General features: G+C 56.1%; 20 protein-coding genes. 17 read left to right on the forward strand and 3 right to left on the reverse strand.

All coding sequences use genetic code 11. The annotated features are described in order from the left end of the window. Nucleotides 1-148: 148 nt before the first annotated feature. The 5 genes from QOL67_RS10640 (at nt 149) to QOL67_RS10660 (ending at nt 5,582) form a co-directional block, all read left to right on the forward strand. On the forward strand, nt 149-1,147 hold the full coding sequence (locus QOL67_RS10640; RefSeq protein ID WP_283425942.1) for an aldose epimerase family protein: 999 nt from the start codon (nt 149-151) through the stop codon (nt 1,145-1,147). Then, entirely contained in the window at nt 1,144-2,592 is a 1,449-nt protein-coding gene (locus QOL67_RS10645) for an NAD-dependent succinate-semialdehyde dehydrogenase (RefSeq protein ID WP_283425943.1), read from the forward strand. The genes QOL67_RS10640 and QOL67_RS10645 overlap by 4 nt, the downstream gene beginning before the upstream one ends. Before the next feature lie 182 nt (nt 2,593-2,774). Continuing rightward, nucleotides 2,775-3,281 (forward strand): sulfopyruvate decarboxylase subunit alpha, encoded by a 507-nt coding sequence (gene comD, locus QOL67_RS10650; protein ID WP_283425944.1) that lies wholly within the window; start codon nt 2,775-2,777, stop codon nt 3,279-3,281. Further along, a complete protein-coding gene (comE, locus tag QOL67_RS10655) occupies nt 3,278-3,832 on the forward strand; it encodes a sulfopyruvate decarboxylase subunit beta (RefSeq protein ID WP_283425945.1) in 555 nt (184 codons plus the stop codon). The genes comD and comE overlap by 4 nt, the downstream gene beginning before the upstream one ends. Before the next feature lie 169 nt (nt 3,833-4,001). Beyond that, nucleotides 4,002-5,582, forward strand: coding sequence for an ABC transporter substrate-binding protein (locus QOL67_RS10660; protein WP_283425946.1), 1,581 nt, complete (start codon nt 4,002-4,004; stop codon nt 5,580-5,582). Between the two features lie 66 nt (nt 5,583-5,648). Here QOL67_RS10660 and QOL67_RS10665 read toward each other — a convergent pair whose 3' ends face one another. Further along, nucleotides 5,649-7,832: a thiamine pyrophosphate-dependent enzyme gene (locus QOL67_RS10665; protein WP_283425947.1), complete on the reverse strand. Its 2,184-nt coding sequence runs from the start codon at nt 7,830-7,832 to the stop codon at nt 5,649-5,651. Between the two features lie 263 nt (nt 7,833-8,095). Between QOL67_RS10665 and QOL67_RS10670 the strand changes: the two genes are divergently transcribed. The 5 genes from QOL67_RS10670 (at nt 8,096) to QOL67_RS10690 (ending at nt 11,371) form a co-directional block, all read left to right on the forward strand. After that, on the forward strand, nt 8,096-8,581 hold the full coding sequence (locus tag QOL67_RS10670) for a hypothetical protein (protein WP_283425948.1): 486 nt from the start codon (nt 8,096-8,098) through the stop codon (nt 8,579-8,581). 130 nt (nt 8,582-8,711) lie between these two features. Then, the gene (locus QOL67_RS10675; RefSeq protein ID WP_283425949.1) at nt 8,712-9,407 is read left to right on the forward strand and encodes a hypothetical protein; all 696 of its coding nucleotides are present in this window, start codon (nt 8,712-8,714) and stop codon (nt 9,405-9,407) included. A 99-nt stretch (nt 9,408-9,506) separates the two neighbouring features. Beyond that, on the forward strand, nt 9,507-9,704 hold the full coding sequence (gene secE / locus QOL67_RS10680; RefSeq protein WP_283425950.1) for a preprotein translocase subunit SecE: 198 nt from the start codon (nt 9,507-9,509) through the stop codon (nt 9,702-9,704). Nucleotides 9,705-9,886: 182 nt separating this feature from the next. Next, the gene (gene nusG, locus QOL67_RS10685; RefSeq protein ID WP_283425951.1) at nt 9,887-10,423 is read left to right on the forward strand and encodes a transcription termination/antitermination protein NusG; all 537 of its coding nucleotides are present in this window, start codon (nt 9,887-9,889) and stop codon (nt 10,421-10,423) included. Between the two features lie 201 nt (nt 10,424-10,624). Then, complete coding sequence (locus QOL67_RS10690; RefSeq protein ID WP_283425952.1) at nt 10,625-11,371, forward strand: nuclear transport factor 2 family protein; 747 nt, start codon at nt 10,625-10,627, stop codon at nt 11,369-11,371. A gap of 42 nt (nt 11,372-11,413) precedes the next feature. Here the strand turns inward: QOL67_RS10690 and QOL67_RS10695 are convergent, their stop codons facing one another. Beyond that, nucleotides 11,414-11,992: a TetR/AcrR family transcriptional regulator gene (locus QOL67_RS10695; protein ID WP_283425953.1), complete on the reverse strand. Its 579-nt coding sequence runs from the start codon at nt 11,990-11,992 to the stop codon at nt 11,414-11,416. A 136-nt stretch (nt 11,993-12,128) separates the two neighbouring features. Here QOL67_RS10695 and QOL67_RS10700 point away from each other — a divergent pair, with 136 nt between their 5' ends. Continuing rightward, entirely contained in the window at nt 12,129-12,692 is a 564-nt protein-coding gene (locus QOL67_RS10700) for a carboxymuconolactone decarboxylase family protein (RefSeq protein ID WP_283425954.1), read from the forward strand. Nucleotides 12,693-12,817: 125 nt separating this feature from the next. Continuing rightward, nucleotides 12,818-13,276 carry a GNAT family N-acetyltransferase gene (locus QOL67_RS10705; protein ID WP_283425955.1) on the forward strand — a complete coding sequence of 153 codons (459 nt, stop codon included), beginning with the start codon at nt 12,818-12,820 and terminating at the stop codon, nt 13,274-13,276. Nucleotides 13,277-13,327: 51 nt separating this feature from the next. Here the strand turns inward: QOL67_RS10705 and QOL67_RS10710 are convergent, their stop codons facing one another. Further along, the gene (locus tag QOL67_RS10710) at nt 13,328-13,714 is read right to left on the reverse strand and encodes a hypothetical protein (RefSeq protein ID WP_283425956.1); all 387 of its coding nucleotides are present in this window, start codon (nt 13,712-13,714) and stop codon (nt 13,328-13,330) included. 243 nt (nt 13,715-13,957) lie between these two features. On the opposite strand from QOL67_RS10710, the gene rplK reads away from it, so the two are divergent. The 5 genes from rplK to QOL67_RS10735 all read left to right on the forward strand — a co-directional run bounded on the left by rplK (nt 13,958) and on the right by QOL67_RS10735 (nt 19,063). Further along, complete coding sequence (gene rplK / locus QOL67_RS10715) at nt 13,958-14,383, forward strand: 50S ribosomal protein L11 (RefSeq protein WP_164644674.1); 426 nt, start codon at nt 13,958-13,960, stop codon at nt 14,381-14,383. After that, nucleotides 14,383-15,081, forward strand: a complete 699-nt coding sequence (rplA, locus tag QOL67_RS10720) for a 50S ribosomal protein L1 (protein WP_283425957.1) — start codon at nt 14,383-14,385, stop codon at nt 15,079-15,081. Before rplK ends, rplA begins: the two co-directional genes overlap by 1 nt. Before the next feature lie 300 nt (nt 15,082-15,381). After that, complete coding sequence (locus QOL67_RS10725) at nt 15,382-17,754, forward strand: methyl-accepting chemotaxis protein (protein WP_283425958.1); 2,373 nt, start codon at nt 15,382-15,384, stop codon at nt 17,752-17,754. Then, complete coding sequence (locus QOL67_RS10730) at nt 17,739-18,035, forward strand: hypothetical protein (protein WP_283425959.1); 297 nt, start codon at nt 17,739-17,741, stop codon at nt 18,033-18,035. The genes QOL67_RS10725 and QOL67_RS10730 overlap by 16 nt, the downstream gene beginning before the upstream one ends. Beyond that, on the forward strand, nt 18,029-19,063 hold the full coding sequence (locus QOL67_RS10735; RefSeq protein WP_283425960.1) for a fatty acid desaturase: 1,035 nt from the start codon (nt 18,029-18,031) through the stop codon (nt 19,061-19,063). The genes QOL67_RS10730 and QOL67_RS10735 overlap by 7 nt, the downstream gene beginning before the upstream one ends. Nucleotides 19,064-19,114 lie beyond the last annotated feature (51 nt).

Below are 19,114 nucleotides of genomic sequence, written 5' to 3' on the forward strand. Positions count from 1 at the left end.
CGAAAAAATTTGATCATATTTCCGGAAGTCCTTGCAGGCAGGCGTCGCACGTGATTGCATCTGGCGTCAGCATCAGTGGTCTCTGGCTCTACTCTTAGGCCTCTGGTGGTAGGAAAGACGCAGGTGCACAACAGGGCAGGGGGCTTTGGTGACAGAGATCTGGGGGCATATGCCGGATGGCCGCGAGGTGCATCGCGTGACGCTAAAAGGCGGCGGGCTTGAGGCCCATGTGCTGACCTATGGCGCGGTGGTGCAGGATTTGCGGCTTGCCGGTCATGACGCGCCACTGGTGCTTGGGTTTGCGGAATTTGCGCCGTATCTGACGGAGTCACCGTATTTTGGCGCCACGGTCGGGCGGTTTGCCAATCGTATCCGCGACGGGCATCTTGAATTGGATGGGCAGGTCTATCAGGTCGACACCAATGATGGCGACCGGCACACGTTGCATGGTGGTGCAGAGGGCTTGGGTGGCCAACTTTGGGAGATTGCCGAGGTTGCCGACGATTGCGTGACACTCAAGGCGGTGCTGCCGGACGGGCATATGGGGTTTCCCGGTACACTTGTAGTTCGGGTGACGTTTGCGCTTGTGGAAGGTGGCACATTCGACATTCAGCTGCGGGCGGAAACGGATCGGACAACGCTTTGCAGCCTGGCGCACCACAGCTACTTCACACTGGATGATGCCGCGAGCATCGCGGACCACCGGTTGCAGATTGAAGCAGACAGCTATCTGCCGGTGGATTCAGGAGCGATCCCAACAGGACGGGTTGCACCGGTGAGGGACACGCGCTTTGATTTCCGCGAAGCCGCGCCTGTGGCAAAGGCGCATCCGCTGGACCACAATTTCTGCCTGTCACAGGACCGCGTGCCGATGCGCCGTGTCGCGACGCTTTCAAGTGACCTGTCGGGGCTGCAAATGACCTGCTTGACCACGGAACCGGGGTTGCAGGTCTATGATGGCGCACCAATCTCAATTGAGCGCTCTGGACTAAATGGACTGCCAATGGGCGCCTGTGCAGGGATCGCGATAGAGCCGCAGGTCTGGCCGGACGCCCATCACCACACGAATTTCCCTCAGGCCGTGTTGCGGCCGGGGGAGAGTTATCATCAACACACACAATTTGTCTTTTCGAGAGGTCAGACATGAGCAACTTCAATGGACTGCTGCTGGAAACCAACCTAATTGGCGGCCAGTGGGTCGGGGCCGACAACGGCGCGACAACGGAAATCACCAACCCGGCCACCGGCGCGGTGTTGGGCACGGTGCCGGAAGCGGGCGGCACGGAAACGCAGCGCGCAATTGCGGCCGCGAGCGCGGCGTTTAAGACTTGGTCCAAGACCAATCTGATGGAGCGCGTGAGCCTGCTGCATAAGCTGCATGACGCGTTGATGGACAATCAGGAAGACCTCGCGCAGCTGTTGACGGCCGAACAGGGCAAGCCGCTGTTCGAAGCGCGGGGCGAAATTGGCATCGGCGCGGCCTATGTGCGCTGGTTTGCCGAAGAAATCCGTCGCTCCAAAGGGGAGATCATTCCGTCGCCCACCAATGATAAACGTCTGATGGTGACGCACCACCCTGTGGGTGTGGTGGGTATGGTCACGCCGTGGAACTTCCCAAGCTCGATGCTGGCGCGCAAGATTGCACCAGCACTGGCGGCGGGCTGTACCGTGGTGGCCAAGCCTGCGCCACAGACACCCTATAGCGGATTGGTCTGGGGCAAGTTGTGTCAGGATGTGGGCTTCCCAGATGGGGTTGTGAACATCGTAACCGGCGATGCGCCTGCCATTGGTGGCGCGATCATGGAAAACCACGACGTGCGCAAGGTGACCTTCACCGGTTCCACTGGAGTGGGTAAATTGCTGCTGCGTCAGGCGGCGGATCAGGTGAAGAAGGTCTCTATGGAACTGGGCGGCAATGCGCCGTTTATCGTGTTTGATGACGCCGACCTGGATGCAGCTGTCGAAGGCGCGATGATCGCGAAGTTCCGCAATATGGGGCAGACCTGTGTCTGTACCAACCGTTTCTATGTGCAGGCGGGTATCCATGATGCGTTTGTTGCCAAGCTGAAGGACGCTGTGGCGGCGATGAAAATTGGTGATGGCTCTGAAGAGGGCGTGGTGCAAGGCCCGCTGATTGATGAGAACGCTGTCAAAAAGGTCGAGGGCATGGTGGCGGATGCCAAAGCCAAAGGAGGCACCGTGGAGTTGGGTGGCAATCGCCATGCGCTGGGGCAGACCTTCTTTGAACCAACCGTGATCAGCGGGGCAACGGCAGAGATGTCCTTCGCAACAGACGAAATCTTTGGCCCGCTGGCGGCAGTGTTCAAGTTTGAGGACGAAGCTGACGCGGTTGCAGCGGCCAACGCCACCGACTTTGGCCTTGCGGCCTATGCCTATACCAAAGACCTCGCGCGGGCCTTCCGCATGAACGAGGCACTGGAGTATGGCATGGTGGGCATCAACTCCGGTCTGATCACCACCGTGGAAGCACCGTTTGGTGGCGTGAAAGAAAGTGGCATGGGCAAAGAAGGCGGCAGCCAGGGTTTGGAGGATTATATGATCACCAAATACACCTGTTTGGCGGGCCTGTAAGTCTGGGCTACAATCACAACTGAGACTGTTGGGCCTGAGCGGTGTGGATCGCTTGGGCCTTTTTTTGTGAACTGGCCCCATCCGTTGGAGCATTCTGGCTGTACTGACGCACAAGTGTATGGCCAAAGTGGCGAAAGGTGCTGCGCTCAAGAGAGTGCGTCGAGCGAGGGATGGGAGGACAGATGGCGACAACAATGGATCATCAGATCGTTGAGGATCTGAAGGCAGCGGGGATTGATTACATCACCTCGGTGCCGTGCAAGCAGTTGGCCGGGGTGATTGAGATTTTGGAGCAAACCTCCAACATCATGCACATGCCGTCCAATAAAGAAGACGAAGGCATGGGGCTTTGTGCCGGGGCCTTTATGGGCGGGATGAAACCGGCGATTGTGATGCAGAACACCGCGCTGGGCGTGGTGGTGAATACGCTGGCGACACTCATTCAGTTCTATCAAATTCCACTGCCGATGTTGATTTCCTATCGCGGGGAAGTGGGCGAGCCGGTGGCCTGTCAGGTCGAAATGGCGTTACACACCAAAGCGATCCTGAACCAGCTGCACATTCCGACCTATCATTTCCACAAACCGGAAGACGCCGCGGAGCTGCCGGGCATTCTGGAATATGCGCAGATGGCGTCCAAACCGGTGGCCATTCTGTGTGATGCCTCTTTCTGGAGGGCTTCAGCATGATCCGTAACGATGTGTTCAAAACTCTTATTCCGGTGATCAGCGAGCATCTTGTGGTCTGCAACATTGGTGCGCCAAGCCAAGAGCTACACGCGCTGGATGATCGCGCGTCCAATTTCTACATGCTTGGGACAATGGGGCTGTCCTCGTCCATTGGGCTTGGCTTGGCTGCGGCGCAGGACAAGCCGGTCATCGCAATTGACGGGGATGGTTCTGTGCTGACCAACCTTGGCACGCTGGCGACCATTGGCAACAACCCGCAAGGCAACTTCACGCTGCTGATCATCGACAACGGATCTTATGGCTCCACCGGGGATCAGCCGACCTATGCGGGTATGAAAACTGATCTGGCGGCGGTGGCTAAGGCATGTGGCGCAGAGACTGTGCAGACGGTTTCGGCGGAAGACACAACAGAGGCGGTAAAAGCGGCGATTGCCAGCGACGAGATGACCATCATCGTGAGCAAGTGTGAAAGCGGCAATGTGGCCGTGCCGGTGATCAAGACCAACCCAATTGTGATCCGCGAACGCTTCATGGAAGAAGTGCGGCGGTAATTTTACCAACTGAACAAATATTCAGTCAGGGCGCCTTATTTGGCGCCCTTTTGTGTTTTTCCACCTGCGTCAAGCGGTTTATGCCCAATAAACAGGCAGGTTTTACCTTGATATTCGTGGGCTGCGCGTCAATCATCCCCGCACCAACTTTATCAGGGGAGTGAAATTGATGAAGTTCAAAACAATGATGCTGGCCACCGCCGCAATTGCAGCGATGCCAATGCTAGCACAAGCCGAAACCGTCCGTTGGGCCCGCGCAGGTGATGCGCTTACGCTGGATCCGCACGCACAGAACGAAGGGCCAACCTCCGCGCTTGCGCACCAGATCATGGAGCCGCTTGTGATGCGGGACATGACCGGTGCCATGGTGCCGGCGCTGGCCACCGAATGGGGCCCGTCCGCAGACAACCCAAATGTTTGGGTGTTCAAGCTGCGCGAAGGTGTGACCTTCCACGATGGTGCTGCGTTCAACTCTGAGGATGTGAAATTCTCGCTCGACCGCGCGATGACCGAAGACTCCGACTACAAAGAGCTTCTGGCATCCGTGAAAGAAGTGCGCGCCACCGGCGAGTTCGAGATTGAGATTGAGACCAACGGTCCAAACCCAATCATGGCCAACAACCTGACCAACATGTTCATCATGGACAAAGATTGGGCAGAGGCCAACAACGCGGTCAAAGTGCAGGATTATGAAGGTGGCGAGAACACCTTTGCCGCCAAAAACGCCAACGGCACCGGCCCTTACAAGCTGGTTTCCCGTGAGCCGGACGTGAAAACTGTGCTGTCTGCGTATGATGGCTATTGGGGCAAGGATGAGTTCCCAATGCAGGTCACTGAAGTGATCTACACCCCAATCCAGAACGCGGCGACCCGTGTTGCGGCGCTGCTGTCCGGTGAAGTGGACTTCATTCAGGACGTGCCTGTGCAAGACCTTGGCCGTGTGAGCGGCACCGATGGTCTGGACGTGCGCACAGCACCTCAGAACCGCGTGATCTTCTTTGGTATGAACCAGGCGGCAGAAGACATTGCCAACGACGACGTGGATGGCATCAACCCGATGTCTGACGTGCGTGTGCGTCAAGCGATGTCCATGGCGATTGACCGCGCGGCGATCCAAAAGGTTGTGATGCGTGGCCAGTCCGCACCTGCGGGCATGATCTCTCCTCCGTTTGTAAACGGCTGGAACGAAGCCATGGACAGCTCGTCCATGACCGACATCGAAAAGGCCAAAGGTCTGATGGCGGACGCGGGCTTTGCGGATGGTTTTGGCATCACGCTGAACTGCCCGAACGACCGTTATATCAACGACGAGAAGATCTGTCAGGCGGCCGTGGGCATGCTGGCAAAAATTGGTGTGAAGGTGAACCTGGACGCCAAGCCTAAGGCACAGCACTTCCCACTGCTGAGCAATCTGGAAACAGATTTCTACATGCTGGGTTGGGGTGTTCCGACCTATGACTCCGAGTACATCTTCAACTTCCTCGCCCACACCAAAGGTGAGAAGTATGGTTCCTGGAACGCAACCCGATTTGGCGATGCCGACCTGGATGCGAAGATCGAAGCGCTGGCCGGTGAAACCGATCTGGAGAAGCGCAACGGCATGATCAATGAGATCTGGACCGTTGTTCAGGATGAGCAGCTGTACATCCCGATCCACCACCAGGTGCTGAACTGGGGCATGGCCTCCAAGGTTGACACCATCGTGGCACCGGATGACACCGCCAAGTTCAAGTACTTCAAGCTGAACTAAGCTTGGTAGTCTGACACAAAGAAGCCCCCGCAGTTTTTGACTGCGGGGGCTTTTTCGTTTGTGGGGCTAGTTCTGTGACCAGAGCTCTTTAGCTGCCTCGGCAATACTTTCGCGTGACGGCATTGTGGCGGCGTAAGCCGGACCGGTGGCGATGAAGCTGTCATGCGCTGCAATACGCGCGTGGGGCAGGGTAGTTTGTTCCTGTAGCAGCGCCATGAGGGCCTCGGATTGGCTGCCGGTGGTGCGGCATTCGTCCACGATCAGGACTTTTTTGGCCCCTTTCAGGGCGGCAAGAATATCCTCGGTTGGCAGAGGGGCCAGCCAGCGCATGTCGATCACGCGGGTGTCGATGCCCTGCGCCTTGAGGGCGGCGGCGGCCTGTGTGCTGAGGTAGCGGCCATTGCCGTAGGTCAGGATTGCCAGAGGGCCGTCGCCGTCTACACCAACCTCGCCTAGGGCGATGGATTGATCGGGTGACGGATAGGTCGTCATCCAGCCGTTGTCTTTGTCTTCTACGAGGTCGCGCATCGGGTAGAGCGCGATGGGTTCGACCATGACCACCACGCGTTGCTCTTCGCGGGCGAGACGCACACATTCGCGCATCATCTTGGCGGCATCGTCACCGCGCGACGGGCAGGCGATGATCACGCCGGGGATGTCGCGTAGCACGGCCAGTGAGTTGTCATTGTGGAAGTGTCCGCCAAAGCCTTTTTGATAGCCCAATCCGGCAATGCGCAGCACCATCGGGTTGGTGAACTGGCCATTGGAGAAAAACGGTAGGGTGGCGGCCTCGCCGCGCAGCTGGTCTTCAGCGTTGTGCAGATAGGCCAGGAACTGGATTTCGGGCATTGGCACAAAACCGTTGTGCGCCATGCCGATGGCGAGGCCCAGAATGGATTGCTCGTCCAGCAGCGTGTCGATCATCCGGTCAGCGCCAAACCGGTCTTTGAGCTTTTGCGTGACGCCGTAAACGCCGCCTTTGGTGCCAATGTCTTCGCCCATCATCACGATTTCGCCGTGTTCCAGCATCAGATCGGTGAGCGCCCAGTTGAGCAGGCGGGACATAGGCTGTGGGCTGTCCATCTGTTTGAAGTCAGACCCAAACGCTTTGGCGCGAGCTTCGTCACTGGGGCCATTGGTGGGCGCGCAGGTGCGGGCAGGTGGGATCAGCGAGGCCATCACGTCTTTGGCGGTTTTCAAGCGCGGCTTCTTGACGGCTTTTGCTGCCAGTTTGGCGCAGTGATCTTCGCTGTCTTGATAGAGGGTCAGCGCCTGGTCTGGAGACATCACGCCAGCCTGATCGAGCAGGCGCACCGAATGCAGCAGCGGATCATCAGCTTCCCAGGCTTCAAAAGTGGCTTTGGGCAGGTAGGCTTGCTGCATATCAGAGCCTGCGTGGCCGTAGAGACGGACAACGGAGATGTGCAGGAAGGCAGGTTTGCGCTGCGTGCGCACGTAATGCGCCGCCTCTTGGGCGACTTTGTACGCGTCGTAGATGTTGAGCCCATCAGCGGAGAAGTATTTCAAGCCCGGGCGGTTCTCATAGCTGGCCTTGATCCAGCCGCCGGGGGTGCGGGTGGAGATGCCAATGCCGTTGTCTTCGCAGACAAATAGGAGCGGCATGGGGGCCGATTGGTATGCGGTCCAGCAGGCGGTGTTGATGGCGCCTTGTGCAGTGGAGTGGTTGGCAGAGGCGTCGCCAAAGGAACACATAATAATGCCGTCATCGGGCAAGCACTTGTGTTCTGGCGCGCGGCGTTTGCCGAGACCAAGAGAGTAAGCGGCCCCCACGGCTTTGGGCAAGTGGGAAGCAATAGTGGAGGTTTGTGGTGGGATGTTGAGCGCTTTGGAGCCCAGCACTTTGTGACGTCCACCGGAGATCGGATCCTCTTTGGCCGTGCAGAAGCTGAGCAACATGTCCCACGCCGCATCCACGCCTTCGACCTGCGAAGACCGCATGGTTTGGAAGGCGCCATCGCGATAATGTAAAAATGCCATGTCGTCCGGGCGCAGGGCGGCGGCAACAGCGGCCATGCCTTCGTGACCAGAGGAGCCAATGGTGTAGTAGCCGTTGCCTTCGGATTGCATTTTGCGCGAGCGGCGGTCGAGGTTGCGGCTCAGGCACTGTGCGGCAAAAATCTCTGTCGCTAGATCAGCTGGAAGTGCGTCATTGGGCGCGGAGCCGGTTGGAAACTCTTTGGAATTGATGCACGCGCGAAAACCGCCATCTACCACGTCTGCTCTGTCCATCTGTGCCTCCCATGATGGTTCCGTAACTGCGTAGCACTTGTTTTGAGAGAACAACAATCCAAGCGACCCTGCGTCAATGTCGTTTTGTATCAAAAGAATACATGGGGGTGAGAAGCGGACCTTATTGTTGTCTTGAAAGAACCCAGTTTCGCCCCATTCTCAGCCGTGCTCCGGCCCCATTTACCTTTCATTAACCAAGACAATGACTTGCGGAATGTTGACCGCAGGCGCTGCGACGGCGGCTTAAGTGTGAGGAGTGGGCTATGAGGCATGAGTTACGCCTTGGAGATTTTGAACCGGTTCAGCCGCAGGCGGACCATGACGGCCAACAGGATGTTGCGTCGGATGTGCGTGTTGAAAACCGACGATTGATGCGAGAAGCCAAGCACCGAATGGCGAAGCTGTCCGGCAAGTCAGTAAAGCCTCAAGACGAACCACAGAGCGACTCAGTCGTGCCGTCTCTCGCACAAGCCGCACCCTCCCTTTCAGAAGATGCAATTGAAGAGAATGTGCGCTGGCCGCGGCCACGGCTTTTAGCGCTGATTGTGGTGATCACACTGGCCGCAGTTGTGCCGTCGATCACCATACGCCTTATGATCTGGATGGTGGTGATGCTGTTGTTGACGGCGGTTTTGCTGGGCCCTGAACGGGCGCGGGATGCGGTCTATGCCGCGGTGCACCATCTGTCGCGCATGTGGGGGCGCGAGATAGGCATTGTGCGCCGCCTGTTGGATCGGATACCGCACTAGACAGGTGCCCCTCGGGAGGCCGCCACAGTTTTTCCATAATTTGACCTAAGGAATGCCTTGCTGTCCTGCAAGGCTGCTGAGTTACATCGCGCGTTGCGATTGGGGTGTTGGGTAAAAATCGGGTTGAGATATGCAAGAGACTGCCACACCGCCTGAGCGGCTAAAACCGCCGCAATACGGCCAAGACATCATAGAACCGGGTGAGCCATTCACCGACGCGACGCTGGACACGATCCGCGCGTTGTTGGCCGAATCTGATCCGGTGCCACAGCCAAAGCCGCTGGAAGAAACCGTGTTGTTTGCCGGCCGGCGCAACAAGCGCGACAAAAATCGCGACACAACGCAACCGGAAAATCACACCGAAGACGTCGATGTGGCGCCGCAAGACCCGTCGCCGTTTCCTGAGCTGGTAGCGCCAGAAGAAGACCTGTTTGAGATCGAACGCTCTTGGCGCAGGATTGAGGTGACCGAGGGCAGCGCAAGCCGTAACCTACGGCGGTTCCTGATGTCTCCGCGTCTGGTGGCCGTGGTCTTTCTGGCGGGTGTTGTGGCCTGGCAACCTTGGTTTATTCCTATGCTGGCATTGATGTTTGTCTCATCGCTTCTGCTGGTTGGGGCCTTGATTGGACAAGATCGCATGGCGCGCATTGTGCTATACATGCTGAAGCGGTTTGTCTGGGCCGATCCATCGCTTGGTCGGGCATTGCAAAAACTTCTTCCTCACCGCTGGCATCCAGTGTTGTACCGTCCATCCTCAGAGAATCCGATCTTTGATGGACCAATTGATCCGGGCTTTGCGGCGCGGTTGGATCGCATCAAATCCTGAGATAAGTGCACCTAACGAGTGATTGCTTTGGTGTTGGGCCTTGAATTTGCCTGGCGGCCCAAGTATGTCGACCTCTGATCAAGGCAGAGAAGAAGCGTCATGGCGAAAACCAATCCGATCACATTCATTCAGCAGGTCCGCGCGGAAGTATCCAAAGTGGTCTGGCCGACCCGCCGCGAGGTGTTGTTGACCACCGTGATGGTGTTCATCATGGCAGCCCTTACAGCTGTGTTCTTCTCGCTGGTGGATATCCTGATCCGCTCCGGCTTGCAGGGTGTTCTGGCGCTGTTTGGCTAAGCTGCACGTGCCGGTTGTCTCTTGAAATCAAGGGGCAACGGCGCTACGCACTGCTTTAGAAGATACGTGGCGTGTGGCGATTCGAGTTGCACGCCGATTTTTTGTTTCTGACGGTCTGTTTGAAGACTGTGACCATAAACGACACTCCGGCGCGACGCCGACAATGACGGGAAAACGAACACATGGCGAAACGGTGGTATTCGGTTAGCGTACTTTCGAACTTCGAAAAGAAGGTCGCCGAGACAATTCGCACATCGGTCGAAGAGCAAGGGCTTGAGGATCAGATTGACGAAGTGCTGGTTCCAACCGAAGAAGTGATCGAAGTGCGTCGCGGCAAAAAAGTGACTTCCGAGCGCCGCTTTATGCCAGGCTATGTGCTGGTGCACATGGAAATGAGCGACCACGGTTATCACCTGATCAACTCGATCAACCGCGTTACTGGCTTTTTGGGTCCACAGGGGCGCCCAATGCCGATGCGGGATGCGGAAGTTCAGGGCATCTTGGGCCGCGTGGAAGAGGGCGAAGCCTCCACACCAAAGCTGTTGATCAGCTTCGAAATTGGCGAGAAGGTCAAGGTCAACGAAGGCCCGTTCGAAGATTTCGACGGCATGGTCGAGGAAGTCGACGACGAGAACCAGCGTTTGAAAGTGACCGTGTCGATCTTTGGTCGCGAAACACCTGTCGAACTGGAGTTCACGCAGGTGACCAAGCAGATGTAATTCTGCTTGAGCAAGCTAATTGAGGAGGCGTCGCTGTTGGAGCGGCGCCTTTTTTGTTTCCTGAGTGTGGCGAATAAAAGGCAATTTCGCCTGTGGCAGGAATCCCCAACAACTTGGCGGGAACTCCAAAGGCGATGTCGGAAGCTGTGACTATATTACGGAAAAATTGCCGTTTCTTCGGTTGTTGGAGTTCTTCAGCTTGTGAAAAATTATACCCCCCAATTCGTGGCGCTTGTGAAAAAGTGCCTGCGCGAAGCCCAGCCTCGAACTACGTTGGAGGCCTATATCAGCGAAAATTTTGTGGACCATAACATCGGTGGTGGAAAGGAAGAGTTGTTCGCTTATCTTGAGCGGGTACTGTCCGATCGCAACTTCCGTGAAGTGCGAGTGGTGCGCGCTTTGCAAGAGGATAATTTTGTATTTCTTCATCTGCATTTTGGAACCGCTGATGGTAGCGGCCAAAAAGTCTCCACGGATTTCTTCAAGCTGGATGAAAACGGGCACGTGACCGATCATTGGGGGGTGCAGCAGGTGGACTCCATTCGCAATCCTTCGGGGCGCTCTAAGATCGGGGGGCCAGCCCTGCCGAAAGAGCATGATAAAGTCGAAACCAATAAGGCGCTCATAGAAGAGTTTATGGATCAGTGCGTGATTGGACGGGACACTCGATCAATGCCTGACTACGTCAACATTGATTTCGTTATCGAGCACTCTCCAAACTATGAAGATGGGTGGGAAAGTTTCCAAACCTTCTTTGAGCAAGATTCCTGTCCCCTAGTTTACCATGAGCGGGTTCTAACCGTTGCCGAAGGGGATTTTGTGGCGGTACTCAGTCGGGGAAGTTCTGAAGGGGCGCCACTCAATATGGTGGACATCTTCCGCATGAAGAACGATCAAATTGTGGAGCATTGGGACAACTCTGAACCGGTGCAGCCCAAGATGGAATGAGCGAAGGCGTGCTAGCATTACGGTCAGTATGGGTGGACGTTGTCAGTGCCGGCGGCGAACCTGATCGGTCAGATCCGTGACCATCTCCTTGATCACCGCAGCATCGGTTTCGCGCAGCGCATAGAAACACAGTCCCGCCAGATCAGCGCTCAATTGGCGGGCCAGTTTTTTGGCGTCGCTATTGGCGGGCAAGTCACCAGCGTCAATGGCCTGTTGAAAGACCGCTGCAAAGGTCGCGTCGTTCTGGGTGAGCAGATCTGAGAGTTTGTCTTCAATGGCTTGATTGCCTTTGCTGGTCTCCAAAGTGGCTTTCACCAGGTAACACACCGGCAGAGGCGCATCGGCATCGGACAGTGGGTGCGCTTTGGCAATGAAGTCTGCGAGGCCGTCCAGCGGCGATGCCGCTTGCACCTGCAGCTCTGCCCGCAAGGCACTCAGTCGCGTTGCATAGCGTTCCAGGCTCAAACAGTAGAGCTTCGCCTTGCTGCCAAACGCTGCATAGAGTGAGCCAGGATGCATGCCGGTAGCACGCTCCAAATCCTTAAGGGATGTGGAGGCGTATCCCTGTTTCCAGAACAGGTCCAGCGCCTGATCCAGCGCGACGTCTTTGTCGTGGCTCACATTCATGTCCCCCTATGTACGTCTATGCAGTGGTAAAGCCAAGATCACGCTTGAGTGATTACTCAATTTGCCACTTGAGCGATCACTCAAGTTGCCCATATGACAGTCACGTTGATGATTTAAAAAGGACACGACGATGACCACTTTCCCGCGCCATACTGCTGACACCGCACCAGAAGCTGCCAAGGAGCGTTTGATTGCCTCGGAGAAAGCCTATGGGTTTTTGCCGGGGCTTTATCAGGTGATGGCCGACGCGCCGCAGTTGTTGGAAACCTACCAGCGCACCCATGAGGCTTTTGTCAGCACCAGCTTTGACAACACCGAACTGACCGTTGTGTGGCAGTCGATCAATGTGGAGCATGAATGCCACTACTGTGTGCCCGCCCACACAGGCATCGCACATTCGATGACTGTCGATCAGGGTGTTATTGACGCGCTGCGAGATGAGACACCGCTGGCCGATCCAAAATTGGAAGCGCTGCGGACTTTTACGCTGGCGCTGGTGCGGGGGCGTGGGAATGTGAACCCAGCGGAGTATGAGGCGTTTTATGCGGCGGGCTATGGCTCTCAGCAGGTGCTGGAGATCATTCTGGGCCTGTCGCAGAAGATTCTGAGCAACTACACCAATCACGTGGCGCAGACTGCGGTTGACCCGGCGTTTCAGCAGTTTGCTTGGAGCCGGGCAGATAAAGCGGCCTAAGCGCTTGTTAGGAAAAAAGGCCCTCGCAGGTGACTGCGGGGGCTTTTGTGTTTGTATCGGTGCTTGCATCTTCTGGTTGAGGATGGATGGTGCTAACCGACGTAGCAGTGAGGGAGAGGGCGCAAATGATTATCCGACAGGCAAAGCGTGAGGACGCGGCGGAGGTGAGTGACTTCCTGAACGCCTTGGTGGCGTTGGGAAAACGGCGGCTGCCAGCGGACGAGGATTTTGTCCGCGATGTTTATATTGGTCACGTAGACAATATTGCCTGTTCTGTGGCTGAAGACGCAGATGGCACGCTCTTGGGTATTCAAATTTTGCTGCGGGCCACAGAAGGCAATCCCTATGGTGTGGAGCCGGGCTGGGGGATCATTGGCACGCATGTGAACCCAAAGGCCGCGCGGCGTGGGGTAGGGCGCAAGCTATTTGCCGCCACACGGGCAGCGGCAGAGGGGGCCGGGTTACAGAAGATCGAGGCTACGATTGGTGCCAAGAGCCCGGATGCGCTGGCCTATTATGACACGATGGGGTTTGAGACTTTTGCGCGTGATGCGGAGAAGGTGCGGAAGTTTTTTGAGGTGTAAAAGGACATAAGAAAACCTGCCGCCTACCTAGGCCCCTAGCGGTCCTCGAAGTCAGATTTGGGCAAGCCCAATGAGGCGCGTGACGACGCCTTTTGCCACAATATGCGCGCCTTCATGGCAATTGAAACGGGTGCCAACTTTGATCAGCCCTTGATGAACCGGCAAGCGGTCTCGCAATACGATGTGCATATGGGCATTCATGGTGCCCGAGATAGGTGCCTCTTTTGAAAGCGGGTGGCCGGTTGCAGTAAGGAAATTCGGATAGATCATAAAAAGGTCCAATGGAGTGCCGCCAATTGCGTACCCCGCGTCATTTGCGTAGGCAAAATCCCACCTTAATTGATTACGTGCCGGAACGCTGCGCCCGCCTAGTTCAGGAGCTAAGATTTCAATTTGTGCTTCGAAATCTGGCTCGGCGTAGACAAATTCAGGAGGCATGTTTCACTCGTCGGCAGTTGCTCCGATTTAGGCCTTACATGGCAACTTGTACAAGTCCAGGTAGATCTGCCCATTGTCCCTAGTTCGATCCCCCTTGCCAAGCCATCAAAACAAGCCTAAACGGCCCTCTATCGTCTTCGGGCGAGATTCTCTCGTGGGAGGTTTTGGCATCGCGATGCTCGATCGGACCACGCAACACGAACCGGGCGGAACGCGTTTCGCTCACGTTGAAAGGAACACCAAATGGCTAAGAAGCTAGCTGGTACAATGAAGCTGCAGGTTCCTGCAGGTCAAGCCAACCCATCCCCACCCGTGGGTCCTGCGCTGGGTCAGCGCGGCATCAACATCATGGAATTCTGTAAGGCGTTCAACGCCAAGACACAGGAACTGGAAGCCGGTGCGCCGTGCCCAACCGTGATCACCTACTATCAGGACAAGTCCTTCACCATGGACATCAAGACGCCACCTGCGTCTTACTACCTGAAGAAGGCTGCCAAACTGAAGTCCGGTGCAAACCTGCCTGGCCGTGAAGTTGTGGGTTCTGTCACCGCTGCTCAGGTGAAAGAAATCGCCGAAGCAAAAATGAAAGACCTGAACGCAAACGACATCGAGGCTGCAATGCAGATTATCCTTGGTTCCGCGCGCTCCATGGGCATCGAGGTGAAGTAATGGCAAAGCTTGGTAAACGTACTGCCGCAGCGCGTGACGCGTTCGCAGGCAAATCCAACCTGAGTGTTGAAGAAGCTGTTGCTCTGGTAAAAGGCAACGCTGGCGCGAAGTTTGACGAAACCGTCGAGATCGCTGTTGTTCTGGGTGTTGACCCACGTCACGCTGACCAAATGGTTCGCGGCGTTGTTGGTCTGCCAAACGGCACCGGCAAGTCCGTACGCGTGGCTGTGTTTGCTCGTGGTCCAAAAGCCGAGGAAGCTCAGGCAGCTGGCGCGGACATCGTTGGCGCAGAAGATCTGATGGAAACCGTTCAGGGCGGCACCATCGACTTTGATCGCTGCATCGCGACACCAGACATGATGCCGGTTGTAGGCCGTCTGGGTAAAGTGCTTGGTCCACGTAACCTGATGCCAAACCCAAAAGTTGGCACTGTGACTATGGATGTGAAAGCAGCCGTAGAAGCAGCCAAAGGTGGCGAAGTGCAGTTTAAAGTCGAAAAAGCTGGTGTGGTTCACGCCGGCGTTGGCAAAGCCTCTTTCGACGAAGGCAAGCTGGTTGAGAACGTGCGTGCCTTTATGGGTGCAATTCTGAAAGCCCGTCCTGCTGGCGCCAAAGGTGCCTACGTGAAGAAGATCGCTCTGAGCTCCACTATGGGCCCAGGTGTGACCATCTCCGTGGACAATGCATCCGCACAGTAAGATCATAGAATCTAAGAGATTTGAGGGCGTCCCATTGGGGCGCCCTTTTTGGTTCACAGGTTTACGATTCGTGTTCTTAAACTGCTCAAAGAATGATCAGAGTGCCTTTTTGATTTGCGCTGCGGGTACCTGAATTAATTCGGGGCGCTAAAATATTTATGAGCGAGTTGGTGGAATTTCAGGCTCACCCACAGGATGTGTTTTGCAGCAAAATCCGTGGCTTATTGTGGTTCTTTGGTGTTTGTTAAGTCCTTTGGCACAGGCGTTGACCATACGTTAGGACAGCCGATAGGACCACTAATGCCACGCCTCAATTCAATCCCGCTTTCCAGAAAGCTGCCGATTTTCATAGTCGGTTTCAGTATTCTGCTTGCGGCTGGACTGATCTCAGCCAGCCTTTTTGCACTCCAAAAATACGCCTTTTCGGCGGTCGAGAACCAGATGTTCTCTACGATCGCGGATCGACGATATGCCGTGCGCCAAATGCTCAAAGGGGTTGAGGCGGATCTGGAATCCTTGTCGGTGTCTCCGGCAACGGCCAATGCATTGATGGATTTCAGTCAGTCTTGGGAGGCGTTGGGGGGAGCCGCGCAATCCGAGTTGACAGCAGCCTATATCACGAGCAATCCAAATGAGGTTGGCTCAAAACATCTGTTGGATCGGGCGCAAGGGGATGCGGCCTATCACACAAACCATGCATTGTATCATCCGGGTTTGCGCACCCTGATTGACACTAAAGGCTACTATGATGCCTTTCTGATCAGCCCGGCCGGGGACATTGTCTATTCGGTGTTCAAAGAAATGGACTATGCCACCAGCCTTGTGACGGGGGCCTACAAAGACAGCGGTCTTGCCACGGCGTTCAAATCCGCTTTGACCGGCGCGCCGGGCAGCATGAGCTTTGATGACATGAAGCCTTATGCGCCAAGTTACGGGGCCGCAGCGGCCTTTATCGCTGCTCCTGTGCGTGGGACTGACAACACTGTGTTGGGTGTGGTGGCTTTGCAAATCCCGGTCGACATGATGGGGGCCATTGTGAACAGCAGCCTGGGACTTGGCGAAACCACACAGATATTTATTGTGGGTGACGACGGTTTGGCGCGCACAACATCACGCTTTGAAGAAGCGTTCCAGGTGCTCGACCCTCTTGAGATGACCCACCACATTCAAGAAGCGCTTGATGGAGAGAGTGTCTATGAAGTGGACACAGGTCTTAATGGCCAGCAGGTGGTTTCATATGCCAAGCCGCTCGAGCTGGACTATGCCAACTGGGCTATTATCGCTGAGCAAGATGTCAGCGAGACCATGGGCCCGGTTTGGGCGCAGGCCCGTATTCTCATCGCGGTGAGCGTTCTTATGGCGTCGGCTTTGTCGGTGCTTGGATGGATGTTTGCCCGCTCTATCACCCGTCCGCTGAGCAACATCAGCGATGACATGGAAAAGATCTCCGGAGGTGATTTTGAGACGGAGGTTACGGCGGCGGATCGCGGCGACGAGATTGGAGCCCTGGGCAAGACGCTGGTGGCTATGCGCGGGGATCTGCAAAAAGCCCGTGTCGCCGAAGAGCAGCGCGCGGTGGCCGCACGTGAGCAGGAAGTTGTCGTTGAGAAGTTGAGCGCAGGCCTTGGCCAATTGTCGCAAGGGGACTTTGCCCGGACAATTGATCAGCCGTTTACCGAGGATCACGACGCGCTGCGTTTGGACTTCAACAAAACCGTGCGCCAACTTAACACCACTGTGTCCAAGGTGGTGCAGTCTGCTGACAGCATCAAAAGTGGTGCCGCCGAGATCAGCCAATCGTCGCTAGACCTGTCTCAGCGGACAGAAAACCAGGCGGCCACGTTGGAAGAGACTGCAGCAGCGTTGAAAGAGATGACCAACAACGTGGAAACAGCTGCCGAAGGCACGCGCAATGTAGAAACGGTTGTCGCGGAAGCGCGCACCGAGGCAGAAGTCAGTGGTGAAGTTGTGCGAGATGCGGTTTCCGCGATGACCGAGATCGAGGAAGGCTCGCGCCACATCTCCCAGATCATTGGTGTGATTGATGACATTGCTTTCCAGACAAATCTGTTGGCATTGAACGCTGGCGTGGAAGCCGCACGGGCGGGCGATGCTGGCCGCGGATTTGCGGTGGTGGCATCTGAAGTGAGGGCGCTGGCGCTGAAGTCCTCGGATGCGGCCAGTGAGATCAAGGCGTTGATCAGCGACAGCACGCAGCAAGTTGAGAGCGGTGTTGATCTGGTTGGCAAAGCAGGCGAGGCGTTGACCAGCATTGCCGACCGCGTCAACAACATCTCGCAAATGGTTTCAGAGATTGCCCGAAGCGCGACGGATCAGTCGGCGGGGCTGGCAGAGATCAACGCGAGTGTTGTGCAGCTGGACCAGGTCACACAGGCCAATGCAGCCATGGTGGAGGAATCTACCGCTGCAGGGCAGATGCTTGCGAAAGACGCGACTGAATTGATGAGCATGGTGTCTGAGTTCAAGACCGATGCCTCAGCGGTTGTCGATGAACCCGTCGTGACGGCAGCTCCCAAAGCGCCATCGGTGGTGCCAAAGGCCTCCAAACCAACTCCTGCAGCTTCACCTGAACCTGCACCAAAGCGCAAGTCAGCCCCCGTGGCCGTGGATGGCAACGCGGCGGTTGATATGGAGTTGTGGCAGGACTTCTAACCAGAGATGTGTTTATTGGCGTCCGCGCGCAGGTTGTGCCGTGGGCGCCAATAAACGCGACAATGGGCCTGCCAAGTGGGGAATCCTATTTGGCGGCATCAATCATCGGCACTGACGAGACACCCCATTGGGTGCGCCATGTCGTCGCCCTTGGCGGTAAAATGCCGCAAAACGCGAAAAAACTGACGCCACGGCAAGGATGTGATCAAAAATCAATTGCCAGCCGCGCGCTTTCGTCTATCCACATCGCAACGAACAAAACATTGGCAGGCAAATGGTAATCCACTCCGTTCCGCAATCCGATCAGCCTGTTGAGCGCTCCGCGCGCGAATGGGTCAAAGTCCTCGCGCAATACCGGGAGCCCAACGAGGCGCGTAGTGTCCTGGAATTGTTGGTGACCGTGGTGCCGTTTGTGGCACTTTGGGCCTTGGCGTGGTGGAGCATGTCCATCAGCCTGTGGCTGACCTTTGCCATTTCGGTTCTGAACGCGCTTTTTCTGGTGCGCCTCTTCACCATTCAGCACGACTGCGGCCATGGGGCGTTTTTCAAAAGTCGTGAGGTGAGCGACTGGTTGGGTCGGGCTCTCGGAGTGATTACTCTGACGCCATATGACGTGTGGCGACGCACCCATTCAATCCACCATAGTGCGGCAGGTAATCTGGAAAAACGCGGCATTGGCGATGTCTACACAATGACCGTGGCTGAGTATCAGGCGGCGTCTCCCTTGCGGCGCTTGCAGTACCGCATGGTACGCCATCCGCTGACTATGTTTGGCCTCGGACCATTCTATCTGTTTTTTGTACAAAACCGCCTGCCGCTTGGTTTGATGGACAGCCGTAAGTACTGGGTCAGTGCCATGGCCACCAATGTGGCGTTGATTGTTATGTTGCTCACAGTTTTCAATTTTGGTGGTCTTGCGCCAATCCTGTTGATCTTCCTGCCGTCTACAATTGTAGCGGCGACGGCTGGTGTATGGCTGTTCTATGTCCAACACCAATTTGAACATACCCAGTATGATGAAGCAGAGAATTGGGACTTGCATGAGGCCGCTTTGAAAGGCAGCTCCTACTATCGTCTGCCTGCAGTTTTGCAATGGTTCAGCGCCAATATCGGCATCCACCACGTGCACCATCTTTATAGCCGTATACCATTTTACCGGTTGCCGGATGTGTTGCGGGATTATGCCGAGTTGGCAGACAACAACCAGCTGACGGTTCGCGAAAGCCTCGTAAGTGCGCGTTTGCACCTATGGGATGAGAAAACGCGGCGCTTGTTGTCGTTTCGTGAGGCCAAGGCAATCTACGGATAAAATATCGCGCCGCTTTAAAGCGGCGCGAGTCATCGGTGATTGGTCCGGTTG

This window comes from Shimia sagamensis, from assembly GCF_900182745.1.
Classification (GTDB): Bacteria; Pseudomonadota; Alphaproteobacteria; order Rhodobacterales; family Rhodobacteraceae; genus Shimia; species Shimia sagamensis.

Bases quoted from the DNA above. Each gene is read 5' to 3' on its own strand.
- QOL67_RS10645 (WP_283425943.1), top strand. From the start codon at position 1,144: ATGAGCAACTTCAATGGACTGCTGCTGGAAACCAACCTAATTGGCGGC.
- comD (WP_283425944.1), top strand. From the start codon at position 2,775: ATGGCGACAACAATGGATCATCAGATCGTTGAGGATCTGAAGGCAGCG.
- comE (WP_283425945.1), top strand. From the start codon at position 3,278: ATGATCCGTAACGATGTGTTCAAAACTCTTATTCCGGTGATCAGCGAG.
- QOL67_RS10660 (WP_283425946.1), top strand. From the start codon at position 4,002: ATGAAGTTCAAAACAATGATGCTGGCCACCGCCGCAATTGCAGCGATG.
- QOL67_RS10665 (WP_283425947.1), bottom strand. From the start codon at position 7,832: ATGGACAGAGCAGACGTGGTAGATGGCGGTTTTCGCGCGTGCATCAAT.
- QOL67_RS10670 (WP_283425948.1), top strand. From the start codon at position 8,096: ATGAGGCATGAGTTACGCCTTGGAGATTTTGAACCGGTTCAGCCGCAG.
- QOL67_RS10675 (WP_283425949.1), top strand. From the start codon at position 8,712: ATGCAAGAGACTGCCACACCGCCTGAGCGGCTAAAACCGCCGCAATAC.
- secE (WP_283425950.1), top strand. From the start codon at position 9,507: ATGGCGAAAACCAATCCGATCACATTCATTCAGCAGGTCCGCGCGGAA.
- nusG (WP_283425951.1), top strand. From the start codon at position 9,887: ATGGCGAAACGGTGGTATTCGGTTAGCGTACTTTCGAACTTCGAAAAG.
- QOL67_RS10700 (WP_283425954.1), top strand. From the start codon at position 12,129: ATGACCACTTTCCCGCGCCATACTGCTGACACCGCACCAGAAGCTGCC.
- QOL67_RS10705 (WP_283425955.1), top strand. From the start codon at position 12,818: ATGATTATCCGACAGGCAAAGCGTGAGGACGCGGCGGAGGTGAGTGAC.
- QOL67_RS10710 (WP_283425956.1), bottom strand. From the start codon at position 13,714: ATGCCTCCTGAATTTGTCTACGCCGAGCCAGATTTCGAAGCACAAATT.
- rplK (WP_164644674.1), top strand. From the start codon at position 13,958: ATGGCTAAGAAGCTAGCTGGTACAATGAAGCTGCAGGTTCCTGCAGGT.
- rplA (WP_283425957.1), top strand. From the start codon at position 14,383: ATGGCAAAGCTTGGTAAACGTACTGCCGCAGCGCGTGACGCGTTCGCA.
- QOL67_RS10725 (WP_283425958.1), top strand. From the start codon at position 15,382: ATGCCACGCCTCAATTCAATCCCGCTTTCCAGAAAGCTGCCGATTTTC.
- QOL67_RS10735 (WP_283425960.1), top strand. From the start codon at position 18,029: ATGGTAATCCACTCCGTTCCGCAATCCGATCAGCCTGTTGAGCGCTCC.